This window comes from Rhodanobacter sp. OR87 (assembly GCF_000473345.1).
In the GTDB taxonomy this organism is placed as follows: domain Bacteria; phylum Pseudomonadota; class Gammaproteobacteria; order Xanthomonadales; family Rhodanobacteraceae; genus Rhodanobacter; species Rhodanobacter denitrificans.
Map to the genome: position 1 here is coordinate 1 of NZ_AXBJ01000021.1, position 20,604 is coordinate 20,604.

The window sequence follows — 20,604 nt, forward strand, 5'->3', positions numbered from 1 at the left end:
GGTTCGTTGCGAAACAGCGCTAAGCCGATGACCAGCCAGATCAATCGCTCGGCCGGCAGACGTCGACGGCGCAGTGACGTCGTGCCAGTCGCTTGCAATGCTTGCTCGATCCAGGCGGCCGGAATGAGCTGGCTGAAACGATCAAACGCGGCGGGAGACAGATCGCCTACCGCATCAAAGTTGGCTTGCAGGGCTGAGATCAAAGCAAGAGGCTCATGGAAAACCATGAGCCTCTTGGGTCGTTCCGGCTTCGTCAATACCTTAACTGACTGGCATTACGCTGCGGCGGGGCTTTTCGTTGGCCGTCCGCATGCACCACAAGGCGCCGTCCCGTGCAAGCGCAATTTCCGGCCGTGCGTCCGGGTTTTACCGCAGCGGCTGACGTAGCATGCGGCACGACACACATCACCGGCATCGCATGCAGGGGGCATGATGATCGAGCTGGAAATCCAGGGCCTCGCGGCACGCCGCGAGGGCCTGCTGGTAGAGGTTGGCCGGCTGGTCCTGGCCGGCGGCTTCAGCCTGCAACGGCAACGCCTCGTGCAGGATCACCACGGCATCCTGCTGACCATGGTGGTGCAGGGGCCGTCGCGCAAGCAGCGGGCGCTCGAGGCAGCGCTGGACGCCTGCGAGCGCTTCATCAGCGTGAAGACGTTTCCCTTCGTCGAAGGCGAAACGCGGGCACATTTCGCGGCATCGCGCGAACCGATGGAACCGGCACGCACGGTTCCGCCCGTTGCCCGCCCCCCGGCGACGGCTCCCGCGTCGAAAGGCGCGCCGGTCGCCGCGCCTGCGGTGCCTGCTCCCGCGCCCGCACCGGCTCCCGCTCCCGCTGCCGCCATGGCCCATCGTGCCGGCATGGCGGGTATGGCCGCGGCGCCGGTCGCGATGACCGAGGCGGCCACCCGGCCGCAAACGAGGCCTGCACCGGCTCCGCCGCTCGTACCCGCACCGGCACCCACTCCGGCATCGATCGTGGCGGACGAGTCGGCGTTCGAGTTCATCCTGCCCATGTTGCCGACGTCGGTCCCGCCGCGCGTGGCCGCGACGCCCTTCGTCGAACTGGTGCCGCTGCCGGCGGACGAGGCGGCGGTCGCGCGGGCGCTGCATGAGCTGCCGTCGGAATATCCGCGGATCGTGCCGTGCTTGCTGGCTTTGGCGCAGGCGGTTGCCGACGGCGCGCGCGAATCCTCGCTCATGCTGGCGGGGCAGCGCACGGGCGCGTGGCTGTTCGAGCGCGAGTACGCGCTGGACGTCGGGCGGGACTTGCGCGCGGCCATCGAGCACATCGGCACCCCCGCGCTGCGTGCGCTGGTCGAGGTCGATCAGCAGGGCGACCAGTTGCACATCCACGCCAGCCCGCTATGCACGGAAGGCCACTCCGGCTGCGCCTTCTTCAGCGGCTTTCTGGAGGGGCTGCTCGGGCCGGCGATCGCGCCGGGCAGCTTGTCGATCTTCTCTGTCTGCTGCCGCAGCTATGGCGCGGACGAGTGCGTGCTGGCGATTTCGGATTGAAGGCTGCGCTGACCGACCGGGCGTGGGCGAGCCCCCGCGGGCGCAAAGCTTGCGGGCAACCTGCGGGCGCCTAGCTGGCGGCTTGGTCGAACTTGCGGATGAAGTCGCGTACCTGCGGGTAGACCGTTTCGCGCCAGCGGCGGCCGCTGAAGATGCCGTAGTGGCCGGCGCCTTCGATCACCTTGTGTGCGCGGCGTTTCGCGGGGATGTTGCTGCACAGGTCGTGCGCCGCTTCGGTCTGGCCGAGGCCGGAGATGTCGTCCAGTTCGCCCTCGATGGTGAGCAGGGCGCTGCGCGTGATCGCGGCGGGGTTCACCCGCTCGCCGGCCACGTCCCACAGGCCGCGCGGCAGCAGGAATTGCTGGAACACCTTGTCGATCGTGTCGAGGTAGAACTTGGCCGGCATGTCCAGCACGGCGTTGTACTCGTCGTAGAACTTGCGGTGCGATTCGGCGTCGTCGAGGTCGCCGCGCAACAGGTCCTGGTAGAAATCCCAGTGCGAATTGAGGTGGCGCCCCGGGTTCATCGCGATGAACCCGGCGTGCTGCAGGAAGCCCGGATAGACCTCGCGGCCGTGGCCGGGGTAATTCGGCGGCACGGTGTGGATCACGTTGCCCTTGAACCAGGACAGCGGCTGGTGGGTGGCCAGGTTGTTGACGCTGGTGGGGCTGCAGCGCGGGTCGATCGGGCCGCCCATCATGGTCATGCTGCGCGGGGTGGCTTCGCCGCGTGCGGCCATCAGCGACACCGCCGCCAGCACCGGCACGGTCGGCTGGCAGACCGAGATCACGTGCAGCGTGGACGCGCCGATGTGGCGGATGAACGCCTCGACATAGGCAATGTAGTCGTCCAGTCCGAACGTGCCGGCCGCGGCCGGCACCATGCGCGCGTCGACCCAGTCGGTGACGTAGACCTTGTGGTCGCGCAGCAGCGTGCGCACGGTGTCGCGCAGCAGCGTGGCGTGGTGGCCGGACAGCGGCGCCACGACCAGCACCACCGGATCGTTCTTCATCTTCTCGATGGTGGACGGGTCGTCGCTGAAGCGCTTGAAGCGCTTCAGCTGGCAGAACGGCATGTCCAGCGCGACCCGCTCGATCACCGCGATCTCGTGCTCGTGCGCGGTGGCGGTGTGGATGCCGAAAGCGGGCTTCTCGTAATCCTTGCCGAGGCGATGGACCAACTCGTAGCCGGCGGCCATCCGCTGCGCGCCGGGCATCTGTGCGAACGGGTTGCTGGTGTCGTTGAGCATGCGCGCGCCGGCTTGCGCGAAATGGCTCAGCGGGCCGAGGAACGCGCGTTGCCATTCGTGGATCTGATAGAGCATCGGAGGGGCGGCCGCGAGCGAAAGATGCCATCTTAACGCCGTTTGTCCCGCCCGTGTTGCAATGCCGCAGTCGCGGCTTGCCAGTCCGATCAGTGACTTGGCGCCGAAACCGGCTGGTAACGGCAGCGCAGCAGCAGTTCGTCGACCCCGGCGGTGTCGCCGAGTCGGGCGCGCCATTGCAGCGGCTTCTGGAAGCGCAGGCCAAGCGGCATGAACACCCGGTTGTACCACCACATCGCGCGCTCGCGCCGGTGGGTGAGATACCACTGGCCAAGGCTGAGCAGGCGCGGGGACGTCGGCTGCATGCCGTACACCGCACTGTGTTCGATGCTGAAGCCGTGCCGCGCAAGCAGCGCCACGATCCGCTGCGGTTCGTAGCGGCGGCAGTGGCCGACAAAGTCGTCGAACGCGGTCCAGGCCGCCGGGTGCAGCGGCACCGACAGCAGCACGCTGGCGCCCGGCGCGGCCACGCGGGCCAGTTCGGCCAGCGCGCCGTCGTCGTCGGCGACGTGTTCGAGGATGTCGAGCGCGCAGACCAGGTCGAAGCTGGCGTCGGCGCACGGCAGGGCGCCGATCATGCCGTGTACCGCGTTGGCACCGCTGGCCTGCAGGCGCCGCAGCGCGGCACGGCTGAGGTCGACGAAACAGGTACCGCGCAGCGGCAGCCGCGGGCGCAGGCCCGGCGCCACTTCCAGCCGGCGCGGCGCGGCGTCGGCCAGTTCGTGCAGCAGCGGCCAGGTGTTGAAGCGTTCCGGTGCGATCAGCTGCGCTCCGGCCCACAGCGATTCGTAGAAGCCGCGGTTGGCGCGGATCAGGTCGGCGTTGCTGCGGCTTTCGGCGGGACGCGGCACGGGCATCGGCGGATTGAATCGCGCAGGTGCTGAGCGAAGCGTGAAGCTCAGCCCAGCAGGCGGATCTCGGTGCCGGCGGCAATGTCGTGCAACGCGCGCCGGCGCGGGTCGAACGCGGCCACGGCGAACCAGCCGGCCCACACCAGCAGCCATGTCCACAGCGTCGCGCGCAGTCCGATCACCGGTTCGAGCAGCAGCAGGACCAGCGGCGCGGCCGCCACCAGCACGCGGATCAGCGCCTGCTGCAGCGTCGGCGTGCCGCCGTCCCCGCGGGTGAGCCGGATGCGCCACGGCCGCATGCCCAACGTCTGCCCGCCACGCCGCCACGAGCTGACGAAGTACGCCGCCACCACCGCGCCCTGCAGGGCCTGGTACCACACCGGCACCACCGCCGTCGCGCCGGTGCGGATCAGCTGGCCGCCGGTGGCCAGCTGGCACAGCAGGCCCACCACCATCACGATCGCCAGCACGATCAGCAGGTCGTAGACCAGCGCCAGCAGGCGGCGCCACAGCGGACAGGGAGTGTCGGTAGTGATGAGGTCAGGCGGCATCGTGGGTCGGTCGCTTGCGTAGAGCGCGCGCAATGGCCAGCATGCGGGCGCATGAAGAAGGAAGAGAGCCGCGCCAGTATCGCCGAAGCCGACCAGCGCAGCATCGCCGCGTTCGTGGAGCGGGTGTGGTCGGAGGACGGCCTGGCCGACCGCACGCTGGAGGCCTACCGGCGTGACCTGGCCGCACTGGCCGGCTGGCTCGCCGCACGCGGGCGCGACCTGCGCAGCGCGCGGCGCGAGGACATTTCCGCCTACCACGGCGCGCAGCCGGCAGCGGTGCGCTCGATCGCGCGGCGGCAGTCGGCATTCCGCCGCTACTACGCGTTCCTCGCCCGCAGCGAGCCGGGCTTCGCCGATCCCACCCTGTTGATCGAGCGTCCGAAGCTGCCGCGCAGCCTGCCCAAGGCACTGGCCGAACGCGAGATCGAGGGCCTGCTCGGCGCGCCCGACACCGGCACCACGCTGGGCCTGCGCGATCGCGCGATGCTGGAGCTGATGTACGCCTCCGGCCTGCGCGTGTCCGAGCTGGTGGAGCTGCCGCTGGCCGCGCTGAACCCGCGCCAGGGCGTGCTGCGGGTCACCGGCAAGGGCGGCAAGGACCGGCTGGTGCCGGTCGGCGAGGAAGCGCTGGCGCGCATCGGCACGTACCTGGCCGACGCGCGGCCGGCGCTGGCGAAAGGCCGCCAGCCGTCGGCGCTGTTCCTCAGCCAGCGCGGCGAAGGCATGACCCGGCAGATGTTCTGGACCCTGGTGAAGCGCTACGCGCTGAAGGTCGGCATCAACCCGAAACGCATCTCGCCGCACGTGCTGCGCCACTCCTTCGCCACCCACCTGCTGAACCACGGCGCCGACCTGCGCGCGCTGCAGATGCTGCTCGGCCACAGCTCGCTCAGCACCACCCAGATCTACACCCTGGTGGCGAAGGAAGGCCTGAAGCGGCTGCATGCGCAGCACCATCCGCGGGGGTGATGGAATTCAGCGAATCACGCCATGCCCCTTGATACTGATTGGGCCGGGGAGTGTGGCGGCGCATCAGCGTCTTACACCTCCGCCCACATCCGCAGCAGGTTCGCGTGCGACTTGCTGATGGCGTCGAAGGTGGCGCTTTTGCCTTCGCGCCCGAAGACCTGCCGCTTGGCGTTGTCCAGGTCCCACAGCAGTTCGCGCCTGGCGGCGTCGCGTACCTGGCTCTGCACCCAGATGATGGCGGCATGGCGCGTGCCCTGGGTGACCGGGGTGACGTGGTGCAGGGAGTTGGCCGGGTAGGCGATGGCGGAGCCGGCATCCAGCTTGAAGCCGTATTCCACGCCGTTGGTATCCACCACCAGGTCGCCGCCGGTGTAGCTCGTGGGGTCGGACAGGAAAACCGTGATCGCCACGTCGGTGCGCACCGCGCCGCCCAGGCCGCCCATCACCGGGGCATCGACGTGCCGGCCGTATTGCATGCCGACGTCGTAGCGGTTGAACAGGACCTGCGTCATCGCGGACGGCAGCATCGACGCCTGCAGCATGGCGTTGCGCAGGAAGGCACTGCGCACGATCTCCCGCAGCCGGGCCTGGCTTTCGGTGTCGATGTCGACCTGCAGGTTTTTCTTGACCTCGCGTGCCGACCAGCCGGCCGTACTGGCGCCGTCGACGAACGTGGCGCCCTGGAGTTCGCTGCGTATCGTGCCGAGCTCTTCGGCGGTCAGCACGTTGGGGGCGCAAATGATCACGAGGATTCTGCCGGGCGATTCAGGTTGTCGGGAAAGGCCGCGCGCGACCGCGCTGTTCTGCCGGTCCGTTTCGGGCAGCGGTGCTGCGGAAATCTAGCATCGACCCGGGGCGTCGGTCGCCGGTTTCTGCGGCATCGTGCACCGAATGGGGTTCAGCTGCCTGTGCGAGAATGCGCCTCTGCCGCCGGTGAACGCGCCGGCCACGGATCGAACGAGGTTGGTGATGTTGAAGAAACTGTTGCTGGCGCTGTGCATCGGCGGGCTTTCCCTGAGCGCGTGTGCCGCCGAAAACGATGCGGCGCCGGTCGCCGGCCCGGCGGTGACGCCGGCGGCGCAGCAGATGGTGCGGCAGGCGATCAAGAGCCTGGCGGCGAACGTCGAGGTCGACTCGATCGAGCCGGCGCCGATGCCGGGTTTCTACCAGGTGATCGCCGCCGGCCAGATGCTCTACGTCAGCACCGACGGCAAGTATGCGATGCACGGCGACGTGCTCGACCTGCAGAGCAAGCGCAACCTCGGCGACGACGCCTGGGCGCGCTTCCGCAAGGCCGAGCTGGCCAAGGTGCCGGCGTCCGAGCGCATCGTGTTCGCGCCGCCGAATCCGAAGTACACGATCAGCGTGTTCACCGACGTCAACTGCGGCTTCTGCCGCGCGCTGCACGAGCATGTGGCCGCGTTCAACAAGGAAGGCATCGCGGTGGAATACCTGGCGTGGCCGCGCGAAGGCGTGGTGACCACCGCCGGGCGGCCCACGCCGACCTACACCGAGATGGTCTCGGTGTGGTGCGCGAAAGACCGCAAGGCCGCCTTCACCGCCGCGAAGGAAGGCCGTGCGCCGGCGCCGGCGACCTGCACCAACCCGGTCAAGGACCAGTTCAACCTGGGCGTGAAGCTGGGCGTCAACGGCACCCCGTCGATCTACGGCCCGGACGGCCGCGTGCTGGGCGGCTATGTGACTCCGGAACAGCTGCTGCAGGCGCTGAAGCAGGGCGGCTGAGGCCGCCGTGCCCTGCCGCGCAAGGCCGGGGCAGCTGGCTTAATGCCGTATTGCAGCATGGGTTAGAATAGGCGTTTCCCTCGCATAGCGCCGTTCCCCGCATGATCGCACTCGACGGGCAGAGCGCCCTCTCGCCGTTCCGCCTCGAACGCCTCAATGCCCGCCTGGATGCCCTGCATCGCGGCGTGCGCGTGCAGGCGTCGTGGTTCGTCTATTTCGTCGACGCCGCCACGGCGCCGGAGGGCGAGTTGCGCCAGCGGCTGCTGGCCGTGCTGGAGGCGAAGGACGCGCGGCCCGAGCCCGCCACGCTGTGGGTGGTGCCGCGGCTGGGCACGATCTCGCCGTGGTCGAGCAAGGCCACCGACATCCTGCATGGCGCCGGTTTCGACGTGCGCCGCGTGGAACGCGGCCTGGCCTGGCAGGTGGCCGGGTTGCCGGCGGCGGAGGCGCCGGACCATGCGGCGATCATGGCGGTGCTGCATGACGCGATGACGCAGTCGGTGCTGCAGCGGATCGAGGACGCGCAAGGCTTGTTCCTTGGCGGCACGCCCGGCGACCTGGTGCACGTGGCGCTGGGCGCCGAGCCGCAGGCCGCGCTGGCCGCAGCGAACCGGCGGCTGGGCCTGGCGCTGGCCGACGACGAGATCGAGTACCTGGTCGAGCGTTACGCCGAACTCGGCCGCGATCCCACCGACGCCGAGCTGTTCATGTTCGCCCAGGCGAACTCCGAGCATTGCCGGCACAAGGTGTTCAACGCCAGTTGGACGGTCGACGGCACCGAGCAGGACAAGAGCCTGTTCGGCATGATCAAGCACACCCACCAGCGTTCGCCCGCGCATACGCTGTCCGCTTATTCGGACAACGCGGCGGTGATCGAGGGCAGCGCCGGCCGGCGCTTCTTCGCCGACCCGGCCGATGGCGTGTGGCGCGCCCACGAGGAGCGCATCGACTACGCGATCAAGGTGGAGACGCACAACCACCCCACCGCGATCGCGCCGTGGCCCGGTGCGGCCACCGGCGCCGGCGGCGAGATCCGCGACGAGGGCGCGACCGGCCGCGGCGGCAAGCCGAAGGCCGGGCTCACCGGTTTCTCGGTGTCCGACCTGCGCATCCCCGGCCTGCCGCGGCCGTGGGAAGTGGATCGCCCGCTGCCGCCGCGGATGGCCAGCGCGTTCGAGATCATGCGCGACGGCCCGCTCGGCGCCGCCGCGTTCAACAACGAATTCGGCCGTGCCTGCCTGGGCGGCTATTTCCGCAGCTACGAGCACGAGACCGCCGAACCTGGCCTGCGCCGCGGCTACGACAAGCCGATCATGCTGGCCGGCGGGCTGGCCAACCTGCGCCCCGGCCACGTGCTGAAGCACGCGGTGCAGCCGGGCCACAAGGTGATCGTGCTGGGTGGCCCGGCGATGCTGATCGGGCTGGGCGGCGGTGCGGCCTCGTCGGTGGCCGGCGGCGCGTCGAGCGCGGAGCTGGACTTCGCCTCGGTGCAGCGCGACAACGCCGAGATGGAGCGGCGCTGCCAGGAAGTGATCGACGCCTGCTGGGCGCGCGGCGAGCACAACCCGATCGTCAGCGTGCACGATGTCGGCGCCGGCGGCCTGTCCAACGCCATCCCCGAACTGCTCAACGACGCCGGCGTCGGCGGCGTGATCGACCTGTCGAAGATCCCTTGCGATGACCCGTCGCTGTCGCCGATGCAGGTGTGGAGCAACGAATCGCAGGAACGCTACGTGCTGGCGATTGGCCCGGAAAACCTGGCCGAGTTCGAGGCGATGTGCGTGCGCGAGCGCTGTCCGTATGCGGTAGTCGGCGACGCCACGGCCGAGCGCCAGCTGGTACTGACCGACCCGCGCCGCGGACTGACCGTGATCGACCTGCCGATGGACGTGCTGTTCGGCAAGCCGCCGCGGATGCACCGCGATGCCACGCGGCTCAAGCCGCGCGTCGACCTGGTGCCGGACCTCACCGGCATCGGCATGGACGAGGCGCTGCTGCGCGTGCTGCGGCTGCCCACCGTGGGCAGCAAGAGTTTCCTGATCACCATCGGCGACCGCACCGTCGGCGGCCTGAACGCGCGCGACCCGATGGTCGGCCCGTGGCAGGTGCCGGTGGCCGATTGCGCGGTGACCCTTGCCGATTTCGACGGTTATGCCGGCGAGGCGATGGCGATGGCCGAGCGCGCGCCGGTGGCGCTGCTCTCCAGCGCCGACGCGGCGCGACTGACGGTGGGCGAGGCGATCACCAACCTGGCCGCCGCACCGATCGCCAGTCTCGGCGAGATCCGCCTGTCGGCGAACTGGATGGCCGCGGTCAACCACCCGGGCGAGGACGCCGCGCTGTTCGATGCGGTCAAGGCGATCGGCATGGAATTGTGCCCGGAGTTGGCGATCTCGATCCCGGTCGGCAAGGACTCGCTGTCGATGCAGACGGTGTGGCAGGACGGCGGCACCGCGCAGCGCACGGTGTCGCCGGTGTCGCTGGTGGTCACCGGTTTCGCCCGGGTCACTGACGCGCGCCGCACGCTCACCCCGCAGCTCAGGCTCGATCGCGGCGCCACTGCGTTGTGGCTGATCGACCTGGGAGCAGGGCGCGACCGCCTCGGCGGCTCGGCGCTGACCCAGGTGTTCAACCGCGGCGGCGGCGTGCCGCCGAACCTGGACGACGCGAAACGGCTGAAGGCGCTGTTCGAACTGATCCAGGAGGCGAACGCGAGCGGCCTGCTGCTGGCCTACCACGACCGCTCCGACGGTGGCGTCATCACCACCTTGCTGGAGATGGCGTTCGCCGGCCACTGCGGCCTGGAGATCCATCTGGACGGCTGGGCCGAGGCCACCTTGCGCGCGCTGTTCAACGAGGAACTCGGCGCGGTGGTGCAGGTGGCCGAGGCGAACCGCGAGGCGTTCGAAGCGCTGCTGATCAGGCACGAGCTGGCCGGCATCAGCCACCGCATCGGCCGGCCGAAGGAGAAGCTGGGGATCAAGCTGTTCCTCGGCGGCGAGACCCTGTTCAAGTGGCACTGGAGCACGCTGTTCAAGGCGTGGAACGAGACCAGCCACGCGATGCAGCGCCTGCGCGACAACCCGCTCAGCGCCGACGCGGAGTCGCAGTGGCGGCTCGACGACGCCGATCCGGGCATCACGCCGAAGCTCAGCTTCGACCCGGTGCAGGACGTCGCCGCGCCGTTCATCGGCACGGGCCCGCGCCCGCGCGTCGCGATCCTGCGTGAGCAGGGCGTCAACGGCCAGGTCGAGATGGCGGCCGCGTTCAGCCGCGCCGGCTTCGAGGCGGTGGACGTGCACATGTCCGATCTGGCCAGCGGCCGCGTGAAGCTGGCCGATTTCCGCGGCTTCGCCGCCTGCGGCGGTTTCTCCTACGGCGACGTGCTCGGCGCCGGCCGCGGCTGGGCCACCTCGATCCTGTACAACGACTACCTGCGCGCCGAGTTCAGCGCGTTCTTCGCCGACCCGACGAAATTCGCGCTCGGCGTATGCAACGGCTGCCAGATGCTGGCGCAGCTGAAGGAGATCATCCCCGGCGCGCAGCACTGGCCGAAGTTCCTGCGCAACGCGTCCGAACAGTACGAGGCGCGCCTGGCGACGCTGGAGATCCTCGACACGCCGAGCCTGTTCTTCAAGGGCATGGCCGGCTCGCGGATCCCGGTGGCGGTGGCGCACGGCGAGGGCCGGGTCAGTTTCCCGCACGCGTGCAGCCCGTCGAAGTCGAATGGCGCGGTGCGCTTCGTCGACAACCGCGGCAAGCCGACCGAGAACTTCCCGCTCAACACCAACGGCTCGCCCGGCGGCCTGGCCGGCTTTGCCGCCGCCGACGGCCGCGTGACGATCATGATGCCGCACCCCGAGCGCGTGTTCCGCAGCGTGCAGCTGAGCTGGCATCCGGAACAGTGGGGCGAGGATTCACCGTGGCTGCGCATGTTCCGCAACGCCCGCGTGTGGTGCGGCTGAGCGCCCACCGCTGCGCGAGGCGCTGAGCGATGGCCCGGCGCCGCTGGCCGGCGTGGCGTGGCGTGCTGGCGCGTTCGGCCTGGCTGGCCCTGCTGGCGTTGCTGCCATGGTGGCTCGGCCTGCCGCTGCTGCTGGCGCTGACGGCCGTGGTGACCCTGCTGCAGCACCGGTTGGCCGACGAGCATATCGCGTTGATCCGGTGCGCCTTGCGCTGGGGCCTGCCCGGCGTGCTGTTCGCGCTGCAACGGGCGCTGGGCGGCGACGCGTTCGCCTGGGGCGCGGCCTTGCTGGGTGCGTTGGCCGGCTACACGCTGCTGGCCGGCCTGGACGCGTGGCTCGACCGCGGGCAGCGCCGCGCGCCGGCGGCGGCGCCTTCCGCCGAGTGGCCCGAACTGGCGATGGCGCCGATCGGCCCGGCGGCGGAGATCATCGAGCTGCAACCGCCGGCCTGGCAGGTCGCCGCGGATGGCCTGCTCGATCCGCTGGGCGGTCGCGTGGCTTACCGCGATGGCGGGTACCTGTTCGAGAGCGGCGGGTGCATCGACGGCGCCGGCGCGCCGGCGGCCTTCAGTCCCGGTGGCCGCTGGTTTGCCGCGCACCTGCGCAACGGCCGCGGAGTGCTGCTGTGGGATCGGCTGCGCGGGCGGCAGCACCGCCTGCGCGGCTGGCGCCTGGGTGGCTGGTATCGCGGGCAGCCGTGGCTGGTCCGCCGCGACGACGACATGCCGCTGGCGCTGTCGGCGGTGCTCGGCGACGACGATGTGGAGGAAGCGTGAAGCTGCGGGCCACGAATCCCGTGCGGCGCTGTCGCGGACGGTTCTCCCTTCGCGCGTCTCCGCGCATACTTGCCCCGTGAGCATGCCCGCTTCCCATCGATCACCGTTCGCGCTGGCGCTCAGCGTGATCGTGGTATCCGCCGACAGCGGCCCGAGCCTGCGCGAATGCGTGCGCAGCGTGCTGGCCAGCACGCTGCCGCTGGAGCTGATTCTGGTCGACAACGATTCGCACGACGGCGTGCCCGAGGCGATCGAGCGCGCGCATGCGCGCGACACCCGCTTCCAGGTGATCTACAACTACCGCAACCTGGGCTTCGGCCCGGCGGCGAACCTCGCCGCGAAACAGGCGCACGGCCAGGCGCTGCTGATCCTCAACCCCGACTGCCTGCTGCCGCAGGGCGACCTGCAGCGCTTGCTGGACCTGCTTTCCGGGCAGCCTAGGGCGGGCCTGATCGGCGCGGTGGTGTGCGATGCCGACGGCCGGCCCGATCCGGCGTCGTGGCGTCGCGATCCCCTGCTGCAGCGTGCGCTCAACAGCCTGTTCGGCCGTGCCGGCGAAAAGGTCAACATCGAGCGGGAGATTCCGGCCGAGGTGATCGAGGCCGAGGCGATATCGGGTGCGGTGATGCTGATGCCGCGCGCGATGTTCCAGCGCCTCGGCGGTTTCGACGAGGATTATTTCCTGCATTGCGAGGATCTGGACCTGTGCCGCCGCGTGCGCAATCTCGGCTACCAGGTGCTGCTGGCCGGCGATGTGCGCGTCCTGCATGGCAAGGGCAGCTCCAGCCGGCACCGGCCGGTGTTCGTCAGCCGCCACAAGCACCGCGGCATGTGGCGCTGGTTCCGCAAGCACGACCCGGCCGCAAGCAATCCGCTGACCGCCGGCGTGGTGTGGCTGGGCATCTGGGGGCATTTCTTGTTGCGGATCCCCGGCCAGTTGCTGCGGCGGAAAGCGGGGAGCGAGTGAAGGGAAGCAGGAAAATCGAGCAGGCAAAACCGCCTCGTAGCGTCGCAGCCTGCCTCTCGCTTCGCATTCCTCTCCGCCCACTTCCCGCCCCATGAACGCACGCACCACCTCCATCCTCGCCACCCTCGGCCTGCTGGCGATGACCGCGGTATGGGGCTCCACCTTCGTGCTGATCAAGGGCGTGGTGGGGCGCATGCCGGTGGCGGACTTCCTGGCCGTGCGCTTCGTGATCGCCGCGGCGGCGATGCTGGCGCTGTTCGCGCGACCGGTGTGGCGGCTTGGCCGGCGGCAAGTGCTGCACGGCCTGGTGCTGGGTGCGATCTACGGTATCGGCCAGTTGCTGCAGACCTGGGGGTTGTCGCTGATCGCGCCCAGCGTCAGCGGTTTCGCCACCGGCATGTACGTGGTGTTCACGCCGATCCTGGCGCTGCTGCTGCTCGGCCAGCGCATGGCCGGCATGGTGTGGCTGGCGGTGGGGCTGTCCACCGTCGGGTTGGCGCTGCTCTCGCTCAACGGCGTCTCGGTCGACCTCGGCGTGTGGCTCACGCTCGCCTCGGCCGCGCTGTACGCGCTGCACATCGTGTTGCTCGGGCAGTGGTCGCGGCAGGGCGAGGCGTTCGGCCTGTCGGCGGTGCAGATGGTGGCGATCGCCGCGGTCTGCCTGCTCGCCATCGTGCCGCACGCGCCGGTGCTGCCGCCGGACCGCAGCGCCTGGTTCGCGGTGCTGTACATGGCGCTGATTGCCGGCGCCGGCGCGATGCTGATGCAGACCTGGGCGCAGTCGCACCTGCCGGCCACCCGTGCGGCGATCGTGATGACCACCGAGCCGGTGTTCGCCGCCGCGTTCGCGGTACTGCTGGGCAGCGACGTGCTGAGCTGGCGCATGCTGCTCGGCGGCGGGCTGATCCTGGCGGCGATGTACCTGGTGGAATTGATGCCGCGGCGCGGCGCGCTACCCGCCGAGGCGGTGCATCACGAAGTGTGATGCCTCAGCGCCTGTCGCGTCGCCCGCGTTTGCAGCGCGACGCGCACCAGGTACACCACGATCGCCACGTTGCCGGCCAGCGCAACCAGCTTCAGCCAGCCGAAGTGGTGCAGCGTCTCGTACAGTTCCAGCGGGATCAGCGAGCCGGTGGCGATCACGGTGAACCACTCGGCCCAGTACTTGCCCAGCCACAGGCCGGTGCCCTCGATGCCGAACAGCACGGCGTAGCCCAACGCTACTATGCCGACCGCCACGAACCGGCTCGGCCCGAAATCCTGCAGCAGGCCGACCAGCTTCCAGCGCAGGCTGTTGCTGTCGGCCAGCGAGAGGTGTTCCAGCCAGTGCACCAGATGCTCGAAGTTCTGCTGGCGGTCGAGGTGGAATGCCGCCATCGCCACCAGCACCAGACAAACGGTCTTGACGATCTCGTAGACCGCGATGACGCGCAGGCCGGCATGCGGCGGGCCAGCCGTGATCGCCGCGGGAGCGTCGGTGGATTCGGGAATGGACATCGGGTGGCGGCCGAAGGAACAGCCCGTATTGTCGCCGATCCGGCACCGACTGGCCCGGGTGGAATGGCATGGCCGTGCAGCGTCCTGGCCTGCAGCCGGCGCGAACCCGCTTCTTCCACGCGCCATGCCGCCTCGAGCTGCCACACTAGAGGCCTCGGCTGGGCGTGCCGGATTCCCGAGGCAGGATCCGGTGGCGAGCCTGCCGCCCCACGTGACCACTTTCCTGTTTCGGAGACCCGCCATGTCCGATCGTGTCGAGCACTCCACCAGCGTCGCCGCGGCTTCGGGCGACGCCGAGCCGCATGGCCCGTCGACCGTCGGCCTGCGCGACGCGAAGCTCGGTGGCTGGTATCGCGAGGACAGCGGCGAGCTGTTCCGCGGCATGCCGATCGGTGGCGACGACGTGGTGGTGGACGTCGGCTGCGGCGCCGGCGTCAACAGCGTGTTCTGCGCGCGCCACGGCGCCCGCGTCTACGCCATCGACCGCGAGCCGCAGGTGATCCGCGAGGTGCGCGCGCGGCTGAGCGTCGAAGGCCGCGGCACGCACACGGCGCTGGTCAGCGACGCGAACCCCTTGCCGCTGGACGAGGGCATGGCTACGCGGGTGATCTGCACCGAGGTGTTGCAGCACGTCGATGATCCGCGCCAAATGCTGGCCGAGCTGGTGCGGGTCGGTGCGTCCGGCGCCCTCTACCTGCTCAGCGTGCCTGGCGCGCTGCAGGAAGGACTGCAGGAAAAGGTGCTGCCGCCGGCGTACCGCGAGCAACCCGGTGGCGCGCTGCGGGTGGTCGGTCGCGACGAGTTTGCGCAATGGGTCGGCGAGGCCGGCCTGGTGCTGGTGGAGCAGACCCAGCACGGCTTCTTCTGGTCGATCTGGTGGGCGTTGTTCTGGGGCTGCCAGGTGGAACTGTATGACCCCGCCCATCCGGTGCTCGATCACTGGACCGCCGCCTGGCAGGCGCTGCTGGACATGCCGCAGGGGCGCCGGCTCAAGCAGCAGTTGGACGAGTTCATGCCGATCAGTCAGATCATCGTGGCACGCAAGCCCTGAGCAGTGTTTGGGTGGAGTGTGGTCCCGCGCTCTCGCCACGGTCCTGAAGGACCGTGGCCTTCGGGCATTCAGCAGCAGCGCCCGCCGCCGCCCTTGTAGCGGGCTTCCTGCCGCTCGCGGAAGAACTCGCCGTAGCTGGGCACCTCGCGCGCCGGATGATGCTCGCGCAGGTGCTTCACGTAGACGTCGTAGTCGGGCACCCCGCAACACAGGCGGGCGGTTTGCGCCGCCCACTTGCGTACGGCCTGCAGGGTTGCGTTCATCGCGTCGTCCTCAGCCCGCCACGCTGCTCAGCGCCACGTACGGTTCTTCGTGCGCGGTGGGGTGGTTGGTCTGCCAGGCATTGATCAGCGCGCGCAGGCAGAACAGCACCATCGTCACGACCAGCAGCATGAACAGGCCGGTCATCACCATGTCCACGTAGTTGTTGGTGACGATCCGCTGCATCTCCGCCGCCGACTTGGCCGGCGCCAGCAGCTGGTCCGGCCGCAGAGCTTTGCCTATCCGTCGGTGAGCGTGCACACGATCAACCAGATCGCCGGGATTCACGACATCGGCATATAGCGCTCGCGTTCCGGTTTCACCACCACCACGGTGGCCAGCGTCTTGGTGACCTCGTTGCCGCTGTTGCTCTGCCACGCCCTTTTTTGACGCTCGGGCAGGGGTGGTGAGTTGCCGAGAGCAATGGCCGGACTGACTGGCACCAGCGATGTCTCGGAGTCGGGAACCATCGATCCTGGGGATTTTGCCGAAGGGTTGGCCGCGGCGCGGAGCACGGGGCAAGTTCACGGGAATCTAGTTTTAGCGCCGAAGAACTTTACACAATGGACGCGGTGCACGGGGCTCGTGAAAGCTAAAACTCAATGGAATTAATTTGTTATATCGATGGCATGGTTCTGGCTGGTGGATAGAGAAATCCACCAAGGAGAACGCCGACATGTTCACCAAGTTTCTTTCAAAAACCAGCTGGCTGATGCTGGCCACGATTGCCTATGCAATCGTTGTTGCGCCTGCCGCGAGGGCCGGTACCGTGGCGTCCGGGTTCAACGCAAACACGTTTCCCGCCAACGACGACGGTGCTTCGGGACTGGTCACCCTGCCGTTCACTGCCAACTACTTCGGCACCAACTACACGGGTCTGTACGTGAGTAACAACGGCTACATCACGTTCAACTTCCCCCAAGGCACCTTCACGCCCTCCGGGCTCGGCAGCGGTTATAGCGGCCAGCCGATCATTGCCCCGTTCTTCGCCGACGTCGACACGCGTGGTGCCGGCAGTGGTCTGACCAGCTGGGGCAACGGCACCTATGCCGGGCGTACCGCTTTTGGCGCCACTTGGCCGGGCGTCGGATATTACGGTGCGCACACGGACAAGCTGAACACGTTCCAGTTGATCATGGTCGATCGGTCCGATGTCGCCGCTGGAGACTTCGACTTCTACTTCAACTACGACCAGATCCAGTGGGAAACCGGAGACGCCAGTGGCGGCTCGAGCGGGCTTGGCGGTACCTCGGCGGCAGCGGGCTATAACGCTGGCCAGCCGGGCAATCCTGCGGGGACCTATGCCCAGCTCGCCGGTTCGCTCACCAACGGCGCCTTGCTCGACGGCGGGCCGGACTCGCTGGTCGCCGGTACCAACGACGGCGTGCCGGGACAGTTCCTGTTCCAGGTCCGAAATGGCACCATCACGCCACCCGTCACGTCGGTGCCAGAACCGTCCTCCCTGGCGATGTTGATGATGGGCCTGCTTGGTCTGCTCGGCTTGGAGTCCTTGCATCGTCGGCGCCACGAGTTCCGCGGCTGAGTTCCACATTGCTCTGATACCGGCGGTCGTGTCGACGTCAGCTCGTTTGACGTCGGCGCGGCCGTTGGTGCCTTCCAGTTTTTGCGGATCGGCCTTTCCGCCGGTAGCCGCTGACGGTTTTGAACGTTGCGTGCGTGGTCAGGACCAAACCTGTGCGCAGCTGAGGCTCGTCGGCTTCAAGCCAAGCCCGCAGCCAAGCGCTGACTCCATCGCGACCACCCTCAGGGCTGCTCCTCGTCGCGACGGTAGATCGACTCCCAACTAATCTGCAACACCGCAGCATTCAGCAACACCGCCCCCCACCCCCTTTGTAGCGGGCCTCCTGCCGTTCTCTAAAGAACGCCTCGTAGCTTGGCACCTTGCGCTCGGGATGATGTTCGCGCAGGTGCTGCACGTAGACGTCGTAGTCGGGCACGCCGCAGCACAGGCGGGCGGTTTGCACCGCCCACTTGCGTATGGAACGGAAGCTCGCATTCATCGCGTCGTCCTCAGCCGGCCACGCCGGCCAGCGCCACGTACGGTTCCTCGTGCGCGGTCGGGTGATTGGTCTGCCAGCCCCGGATCGCGGCGCGCAGGCAGAAGATCACCATGACCACGACCAGCGCCATGAACAGGCCGGTCATCACCATGTCCACGTAGTTGTTGGTGACGATCTGCTGCATCGCGGCCTGGGTCTTGGCCGGCGCCAGCAACTGGCCCTGCTGCATCGCGGCCGCGTACTTGTTGGCGGCGGCGGTGAAGCTGATCGGGCCGACCAGCTTCTCGTAGCCGGCGGTGAGCGTGCACACGATCAGCCACAGCGCGGGGATGCCCGGCACCCACACGTAGCGCTCGCGCTTGAGTTTCACCACCACCACGGTGGCCAGCATCAGCGCGATCGCGGCCAGCATCTGGTTGGCGATACCGAACAGCGGCCACAGGGTGTTGATGCCGCCCAGCGGGTCGACCGCGCCCTGGTACAGGAAGTAGCCCCACAGCGCCACGCAGACCGCGGTGGCCAGCAGGTTGCCGGTCCACGACTCGGTGGCCTGCAGCGGCTTGTACACCAGGCCAGCGATCTCCTGGATCATGAAGCGGCCCACGCGGGTGCCGGCGTCGACCGTAGTGAGGATGAACAGCGCTTCGAACAGGATCGCGTAGTGGTACCAGAACGCCATCATGCCGCCGCCGGGCAGGATGTTGTGCAGCAGTTGGGCCATGCCTACCGCCAGCGTCGGTGCGCCGCCGGCGCGGCCGAGGATGCTGCCCTCGCCGATGTCCTTCGCGGTCCGCAGCAGTTCGTCCGGGGTTACCACGAAGCCCCACTGGCTGATCGTGGTGGCGGCCTGCTCGACGGTGGTGCCGACGATCGCGCCCGGCGAATTCATCGCGAAGTAGACGCCCGGGTGCAGCGAGGCGGCGGCGACCAGCGCCATGATCGCCACGAACGCCTCCATCAGCATGCCGCCGTAGCCGACCATGCGCGCCTGGCCTTCGTTGGCGAGCAGCTTGGGCGTGGTGCCCGAGGCGATGATCGAATGCCAGCCGGAGACCGCGCCGCAGGCGATGGTGATGAACAGGAACGGGAACAGGTTGCCGGCGAACACCGGCCCGGTACCGTCGATGAACTTGGTCACCGCCGGCAATTGCAAGGTCGGCGCAGCCAGGAAGATCGCCAGCGCCAGCAGCGCGATGGTGCCGATCTTGAGGAAGGTGGAAAGGTAATCGCGCGGCGCCAGCAGCAGCCACACCGGCAGCACCGAGGCGCAGAAGCCGTAGGCGATCAGCAGCCAGGCCAGCGCCTTGGCGTCGAAGTCGAACAGCGGCGCCAGCGTGGCCGAGTCGGCCACGTACTTGCCGAACCAGATCGAGGCCAGCAGCAGCAGCAGGCCAATGATCGATACTTCGAGGATGCGGCCCGGGCGGAACCAGCGCATGTAGGCGCCCATCAGGAACGCGATCGGGATCGTGGCGGCCACGGTGAAGGTGCCCCACGGGCTGTGCGTGAGCGCCTTGACCACCACCAGCGCCAGCACCGCCAGCACGATCATCATCAACACCAGCACGCCGATCATCGCCACGATGCCGGGCAATGGCCCCAGTTCCTCGCGCAGCATGTGGCCGAGCGAACGGGCATCGCGGCGCAGCGACAGGCCGAGGATCATGAAATCCTGCACCGCGCCGGCGAACACCACGCCGAACAGGATCCACAGTGTGCCGGGCAGGTAGCCCATCTGCGCGGCCAGCACCGGGCCAACCAGCGGGCCGGCACCGGCGATCGCGGCGAAGTGGTGGCCGAACACCACCCACTTGTCGGTGGGCACGTAGTCGAGGCCATCGTTGCGCAGCACCGAGGGCGGCGCGCGGCTGGGGTCCAGCTGCAGCACCGAGTGTTCGACGAACTTGCCGTAGAAGCGGTAGCCGATCACGAAGATGGCGATCGACGCGGCGACCAGCCAGATCGCGTTGATCGGCTCGCCCCGGCGCAGGGCGACCACGCCCAGGCAGAACGCGCCGACGATGGCGATGGCGACCCACAGGATCTTGCTGGCCGGGCTGGGCTTGGGCATGACGGCGGCTTGCATGGGCGGCTCTCCTGGGCGATGCCGCAAGATTCGTCCCGTCGGCGGCGGCGGTCAATCCCAAAACCGGCCAACCGGTATTAGCCTTTGGTCGAATAACCAAGTCCGCTTCGTCACGCCGCGAAGAGGCGGCAGCGCTACACTGGCCGCCTTGCCGACCACAAGGAATTCGTCATGCGCATCGCGGTTCGCTACGGTTTGCTGAGCCTCGCCCTCACGGTCGCCGCGCTGCCGCTGACGGCCGCCGGCTCGGGCCAGTTCAAGGATCTGCTGAACAAGGTCAAACAGTCGACGCATGCGTCCAATTCGCAGCTCGGCAGCAATTTGCCGACCAGCGACATCGCCGCCGGACTCAAGGAGGCGCTGGCCAAGGGCACCACCAACGCGATCAACAGCCTCGGCCGCGACGGCGGCTTCTGGAACAACGCCAAGGTGCGCATTCCGCTGCCGGGCAAGCTCGAGCAGGCGGGCAAGCTGGCGCGCCAGCTGGGGCAGGGCGCCAAGGTCGACGCGTTCGAGCTGAGCATGAACCGGGCGGCGGAGAAGGCGGTGCCGCAGGTGGCCGAGATCTTCGGCGATGCGATCCGCAAGATGACCCTGGAAGACGCGCGCGGCATCCTCGCCGGCGGCGATCACGCGGCCACCGATTTCTTCCGCCGCGTGGCCGGCGATGCGCTGACCGCGCGCATCCATCCGATCGTGGCCAAGGCCACCGACAGCGTCGGCGTCACCCAGAAGTACAAGGCGTTCACCGCCGGCGGCATGGGCGGCGAACTGGGCAACGCGCTGGGCGCGCTCGGCGGCAAGTCGGGCAAATCGAACAAGGGCGGCAGTCCGCTGGACCTGGACGACTACGTGACGGCGAAGACCCTGGACGGCCTGTTCACCACCATCGGCGAGCAGGAGCAGTCGATCCGCCACAACCCGGGCGCCCGCACCACCGACCTGCTGAAGAAAGTGTTCGGCGGTTGAACCCGCTTGCGGGTTCAACCAATCCGCACGAGGCTTTGCCCGGCGCTTTGCCGTTGAG

Annotated in this window: 21 protein-coding genes; 10 read left to right on the forward strand and 11 right to left on the reverse strand. The window is 68.8% G+C overall.

Annotated features, from left to right (window positions below):
• A partial coding sequence (locus tag RHOOR87_RS19300) for a transposase domain-containing protein (protein WP_043795656.1) occupies nucleotides 1-227 on the reverse strand: 227 nt, incomplete at its 3' end.
• A 202-nt stretch (nucleotides 228-429) separates the two neighbouring features.
• Between RHOOR87_RS19300 and RHOOR87_RS0114580 the strand changes: the two genes are divergently transcribed.
• Complete coding sequence (locus tag RHOOR87_RS0114580) at nucleotides 430-1,515, forward strand: hypothetical protein (RefSeq protein ID WP_027485409.1); 1,086 nt, start codon at nucleotides 430-432, stop codon at nucleotides 1,513-1,515.
• A gap of 70 nt (nucleotides 1,516-1,585) precedes the next feature.
• Here the strand turns inward: RHOOR87_RS0114580 and phaZ are convergent, their stop codons facing one another.
• The 3 genes from phaZ to RHOOR87_RS0114595 all read right to left on the reverse strand — a co-directional run bounded on the left by phaZ (nucleotide 1,586) and on the right by RHOOR87_RS0114595 (nucleotide 4,241).
• Nucleotides 1,586-2,839 carry a polyhydroxyalkanoate depolymerase gene (phaZ, locus tag RHOOR87_RS0114585; protein WP_015446921.1) on the reverse strand — a complete coding sequence of 418 codons (1,254 nt, stop codon included), beginning with the start codon at nucleotides 2,837-2,839 and terminating at the stop codon, nucleotides 1,586-1,588.
• Between the two features lie 89 nt (nucleotides 2,840-2,928).
• Complete coding sequence (locus RHOOR87_RS0114590; RefSeq protein WP_007507256.1) at nucleotides 2,929-3,696, reverse strand: methyltransferase domain-containing protein; 768 nt, start codon at nucleotides 3,694-3,696, stop codon at nucleotides 2,929-2,931.
• A gap of 41 nt (nucleotides 3,697-3,737) precedes the next feature.
• The gene (locus tag RHOOR87_RS0114595) at nucleotides 3,738-4,241 is read right to left on the reverse strand and encodes an RDD family protein (protein ID WP_027485410.1); all 504 of its coding nucleotides are present in this window, start codon (nucleotides 4,239-4,241) and stop codon (nucleotides 3,738-3,740) included.
• A gap of 51 nt (nucleotides 4,242-4,292) precedes the next feature.
• Here RHOOR87_RS0114595 and xerD point away from each other — a divergent pair, with 51 nt between their 5' ends.
• Entirely contained in the window at nucleotides 4,293-5,210 is a 918-nt protein-coding gene (xerD, locus tag RHOOR87_RS0114600) for a site-specific tyrosine recombinase XerD (RefSeq protein WP_027485411.1), read from the forward strand.
• 71 nt (nucleotides 5,211-5,281) lie between these two features.
• On the opposite strand, the gene RHOOR87_RS0114605 is transcribed toward xerD, so the two are convergent.
• Nucleotides 5,282-5,956 (reverse strand): Fe2+-dependent dioxygenase, encoded by a 675-nt coding sequence (locus RHOOR87_RS0114605; RefSeq protein WP_007507250.1) that lies wholly within the window; start codon nucleotides 5,954-5,956, stop codon nucleotides 5,282-5,284.
• Nucleotides 5,957-6,179: 223 nt separating this feature from the next.
• Here RHOOR87_RS0114605 and RHOOR87_RS0114610 point away from each other — a divergent pair, with 223 nt between their 5' ends.
• From RHOOR87_RS0114610 to RHOOR87_RS0114630, 5 genes are all read left to right on the forward strand, one after another.
• The gene (locus RHOOR87_RS0114610) at nucleotides 6,180-6,953 is read left to right on the forward strand and encodes a DsbC family protein (protein ID WP_027485412.1); all 774 of its coding nucleotides are present in this window, start codon (nucleotides 6,180-6,182) and stop codon (nucleotides 6,951-6,953) included.
• A gap of 101 nt (nucleotides 6,954-7,054) precedes the next feature.
• Nucleotides 7,055-10,918 carry a phosphoribosylformylglycinamidine synthase gene (gene purL / locus RHOOR87_RS0114615; RefSeq protein WP_027485413.1) on the forward strand — a complete coding sequence of 1,288 codons (3,864 nt, stop codon included), beginning with the start codon at nucleotides 7,055-7,057 and terminating at the stop codon, nucleotides 10,916-10,918.
• Nucleotides 10,919-10,947: 29 nt separating this feature from the next.
• On the forward strand, nucleotides 10,948-11,694 hold the full coding sequence (locus tag RHOOR87_RS0114620; RefSeq protein WP_027485414.1) for a hypothetical protein: 747 nt from the start codon (nucleotides 10,948-10,950) through the stop codon (nucleotides 11,692-11,694).
• A gap of 82 nt (nucleotides 11,695-11,776) precedes the next feature.
• Nucleotides 11,777-12,661, forward strand: a complete 885-nt coding sequence (locus tag RHOOR87_RS0114625) for a glycosyltransferase family 2 protein (protein ID WP_027485415.1) — start codon at nucleotides 11,777-11,779, stop codon at nucleotides 12,659-12,661.
• 91 nt (nucleotides 12,662-12,752) lie between these two features.
• Nucleotides 12,753-13,646, forward strand: coding sequence for a DMT family transporter (locus RHOOR87_RS0114630; RefSeq protein ID WP_027485416.1), 894 nt, complete (start codon nucleotides 12,753-12,755; stop codon nucleotides 13,644-13,646).
• Here the strand turns inward: RHOOR87_RS0114630 and RHOOR87_RS0114635 are convergent.
• Nucleotides 13,634-14,158 (reverse strand): DUF2127 domain-containing protein, encoded by a 525-nt coding sequence (locus tag RHOOR87_RS0114635; protein WP_007507237.1) that lies wholly within the window; start codon nucleotides 14,156-14,158, stop codon nucleotides 13,634-13,636. The genes RHOOR87_RS0114630 and RHOOR87_RS0114635 overlap by 13 nt on opposite strands.
• 241 nt (nucleotides 14,159-14,399) lie before the next feature.
• On the opposite strand from RHOOR87_RS0114635, the gene RHOOR87_RS0114640 reads away from it, so the two are divergent.
• Nucleotides 14,400-15,209, forward strand: a complete 810-nt coding sequence (locus RHOOR87_RS0114640) for a class I SAM-dependent methyltransferase (protein ID WP_027485417.1) — start codon at nucleotides 14,400-14,402, stop codon at nucleotides 15,207-15,209.
• Between the two features lie 68 nt (nucleotides 15,210-15,277).
• Here RHOOR87_RS0114640 and RHOOR87_RS0114645 read toward each other — a convergent pair whose 3' ends face one another.
• From RHOOR87_RS0114645 to RHOOR87_RS0114655, 3 genes are all read right to left on the reverse strand, one after another.
• Nucleotides 15,278-15,472, reverse strand: coding sequence for a YbdD/YjiX family protein (locus RHOOR87_RS0114645; RefSeq protein WP_027485418.1), 195 nt, complete (start codon nucleotides 15,470-15,472; stop codon nucleotides 15,278-15,280).
• A gap of 10 nt (nucleotides 15,473-15,482) precedes the next feature.
• Nucleotides 15,483-15,656 carry a hypothetical protein gene (locus RHOOR87_RS0114650; protein ID WP_015446929.1) on the reverse strand — a complete coding sequence of 58 codons (174 nt, stop codon included), beginning with the start codon at nucleotides 15,654-15,656 and terminating at the stop codon, nucleotides 15,483-15,485.
• Between the two features lie 98 nt (nucleotides 15,657-15,754).
• Entirely contained in the window at nucleotides 15,755-15,940 is a 186-nt protein-coding gene (locus tag RHOOR87_RS0114655; RefSeq protein WP_027485419.1) for a hypothetical protein, read from the reverse strand.
• 206 nt (nucleotides 15,941-16,146) lie between these two features.
• Between RHOOR87_RS0114655 and RHOOR87_RS0114660 the strand changes: the two genes are divergently transcribed.
• Complete coding sequence (locus RHOOR87_RS0114660; protein ID WP_007507230.1) at nucleotides 16,147-17,013, forward strand: nidogen-like domain-containing protein; 867 nt, start codon at nucleotides 16,147-16,149, stop codon at nucleotides 17,011-17,013.
• A 283-nt stretch (nucleotides 17,014-17,296) separates the two neighbouring features.
• Here the strand turns inward: RHOOR87_RS0114660 and RHOOR87_RS19955 are convergent, their stop codons facing one another.
• The gene (locus tag RHOOR87_RS19955; RefSeq protein ID WP_081660258.1) at nucleotides 17,297-17,491 is read right to left on the reverse strand and encodes a YbdD/YjiX family protein; all 195 of its coding nucleotides are present in this window, start codon (nucleotides 17,489-17,491) and stop codon (nucleotides 17,297-17,299) included.
• 10 nt (nucleotides 17,492-17,501) lie between these two features.
• Nucleotides 17,502-19,577: a carbon starvation CstA family protein gene (locus RHOOR87_RS0114665; RefSeq protein ID WP_007507226.1), complete on the reverse strand. Its 2,076-nt coding sequence runs from the start codon at nucleotides 19,575-19,577 to the stop codon at nucleotides 17,502-17,504.
• A gap of 171 nt (nucleotides 19,578-19,748) precedes the next feature.
• On the opposite strand from RHOOR87_RS0114665, the gene RHOOR87_RS0114670 reads away from it, so the two are divergent.
• Entirely contained in the window at nucleotides 19,749-20,546 is a 798-nt protein-coding gene (locus RHOOR87_RS0114670) for a DUF4197 domain-containing protein (protein WP_015446932.1), read from the forward strand.
• Nucleotides 20,547-20,604: the final 58 nt, after the last annotated feature.